Consider the following 3,104-nt stretch of genomic DNA (forward strand, 5'->3'; position numbering starts at 1 on the left):
ATTATGAATTTAGGCAGCGATTGGGATAGCGCCCCAACGGTATATCAGGTTGGTGATACCGATGGTGATGGTGTGCCTAATGTGGTGGTGTTTGGGGGTAAAGAGGGTCAGACAGCTTTTACTAATTACTAGGTAATTGACTGTAGAGAGCCGTTGATTCTTTATGTAGCCACGGTCTTGGGGCGGATACGATGATATTTGCCCTGTTTTCAAATACTGCTAGAAGATTAGTGGTTTAACTTTTGAACTCCCCGCCAAAATTGAAAAGTTGACCACGAAGTTCCTCAATACATGAACCGCATTTTTATAACCAACGACTAGAGAGGCCTAATTGCTACTCCATCACCAGAACTACCCAAAAGTATAAATTAAACCCCTCGTTCAATAATTGAACAATTATTATATTTGAATATACTTATGTATGAAATTTAAGCTTGCTTTATAGCTTTTGTTAACAGGGAAGTTGCTATGCGCTTTTTAATTTATGTTTTTCAAACATCGCTGACGATACTTTTATCTGCCTTGATCACGAATAACGCGTTCGGTGCGGGTATTGAAGAGGTTAGCATTACTGCCTCTGACTCTAATACTTACACCATTCCTAGATACGTATACTCAGCCGATGAATTACCAACCGACCACAGCATACCCTACAAAGACTTTTATATTAAAGTTAATGGTGTCAAAACGTACAACGTTTCAAGAAGTATATCTGCAGAACTGTATGAAGCATCACTAGTATCTTCTAAGCTTCATTATTTTAATGAAAATATGGAACGCTTAGATGATACGGAATTTCGTAGCGAGGTCGAAAACTATCTGGATGAGATAAACAGGCGAGAGTTACAATCTACAGGAGGCAAATGGCTTTCTTTTGGATTTGTGATTGGTTCATTGGTAGTAGGAGGATTATTTTGTTCAACCTTTCTTGGATGTTTCATTGTAGGAGGCATTACTGCGACAGCAGGTGTAGGGGACTTCGTACTATCTACTTATTCCGAAAGCGAACTTCGTAACAAGTTTATCGTTCATTATAACCTTGCAGTAGATTCTTATAACAATTTTGATGATTTCAGAAACTCTGAGGATTATGGTCAGTTCGATGTTATAACAACGAAATTATCGCAAAAAGACACAGTAAGCATTGACGACTTAGCCACAGCACAGAAGAACGCAGATGTTGTTAATCTATACCTTTACCTTCTTCAACGCTCAGTTTCAGAACTGCCAACTATTGAAGAAGTAGATGTTAACAGAATTTTTGTTATGGGCGGTATCAACGTCCTATCCGCATCTATCTCCGGACCTTACGATGAAATATTTTCTGCTGCCGTTAACGGTATGCTTCTCGCCTACAACACTGCCGCCAATCATAAAGAGGTAAATGGAGTAGATATTCCCGCTGAAGAATTAGAACGAATACTAGAGGAAGCGCTTGAAATTAGAAATTCAAGCGAGTTTGCACTTACATATTACTTCGATGAAGAGCGTATCAATTTACATAGCCTCCAATTATTTCAGTTCGTAGCTGAAGGCAAAAGAAAAGTAACAAGCAGCAAGAGCTTCTCACAACCAACATCTGAAGGAAGTCAAATACGATTGAGATTTGATAACTTTCCTCCTGGAAAACTCCTTAAAATTCGAAATAACATCAAAACATGGGAATACACAATACCAGAAAGTGGGCAGCTATTTGCAATCATAGCTGCAGGCTCAGACCAGTCTGGATTGAAATATCAAGTAGTAGGCGAAGATGACGAGATCATCATCGCCGAAAAGACCATAAATGTCGCGATTCAAGATAGCAGCGTCAAAGGCCTTTCTCTATCGCCAGATTTCAACTCCTCAAATGACACACATCGTATATTTGCCAAATTTACTGGCTACCCCAGCGGCTTTAATGGCATTTTATTTTGTATTGGTAAATCTCAAAACATTTCATTCACTGAAAGAAAACTATACAGCCTTCCCACTACTAACGATAGCTGTGGTCAGGGTGAAGTACTGGGTAATTTGCACTCTAGTTCAAGAGTCAAAAGTATTATCGCTTCTGCACTGGACGCAGGCGAAGTTTATTATGTATCTGCAACACCCTATAAGTTGATACCTCAACAAGAAGATAGCGACGGTAATATTACCGCAGCTTATTATGAACTGGGTGATGAGGTGTTTGCATCAACTAGAACTTATCTGACAGGGTATTTACAAAAAACAAAATTAGAGCCCACTATTTTACATCCCTATGTAGTTATCAATGAGCTAATCGTACCGGGGCCTGATGAATACGTTTGGCATGATAATGCCCAGTTTAGTGAAGTCACGATTCCCAAAAATACAACGATTTTGTTTACACCTTCAGCAAGGCTAACCGTATATGGAAATATAAATGCTGTCACATCAAAAGACTATACAAAAGATCCTATCATTTTTGGTGCAGCGGTAAGTAAGCCTACAAAAGGAAATTGGGCCAACATTCATTTTCGTGACGGCTCATCGGGCTTGCTTGATGGTGTTCAGATAGAGCATGGCGGTAATTTATCCGGTGCACTAATCCTGGATGGAAGCCCAGAAATATCACGTTCGAAAATCACCCATTCATCAACTTCCGGAATATTAATCAGGCAGAACTCTCAAGCTTCAATGTTTCTAACGACATCCATCAACAACTCACGCTATGGTATTGAAGCTCCGAATAGTGGCAACTATGCTGCAACGAATAGCTACAAAGTTTATTTTGGGTTATTCGAAGGCGATGTTGGTGATGCATTTTTAGGATATGCCGGAAGCGGAAGCGAGAGCACATTCCCGACGCTTGAGAAAAACAATAGGCTAAACGGCAGCCGAACAGCTAATAGCATTGCTTTAACGAACTATGCGCTTAATGGAGAAATGTCACCTAACGATGATCTATATATATTAGGAAGTTTTACTATTGACGAGTCTGGTGCACTCACTTTGAAACAAGGGCGGAACATCTATTTCAAAGACAGGAGTTCAAGGCTCTTAGTTAAAGGTAAACTAAAGGTAGATGGCCGCCCCACTAACCAAGTTACCTTTACCTCTATTAAATCTGCACCTTCGCTAGGTGACTGGGGGTATGTGCG

1 protein-coding gene is annotated in these 3,104 nt (G+C 40.0%); it reads left to right on the forward strand.

Going from position 1 to position 3,104, the window contains the following annotated elements; all coding sequences use genetic code 11:
• Nucleotides 1-468 precede the first annotated feature (468 nt).
• Nucleotides 469-3,104: right-handed parallel beta-helix repeat-containing protein (locus RJ41_RS15045; protein WP_039222566.1), on the forward strand; the 2,636-nt coding region annotated here is incomplete at its 3' end.

Origin of the sequence: Alteromonas marina, assembly GCF_000808575.1 — a bacterium.
Classification (GTDB): domain Bacteria; phylum Pseudomonadota; class Gammaproteobacteria; order Enterobacterales; family Alteromonadaceae; genus Alteromonas; species Alteromonas marina_A.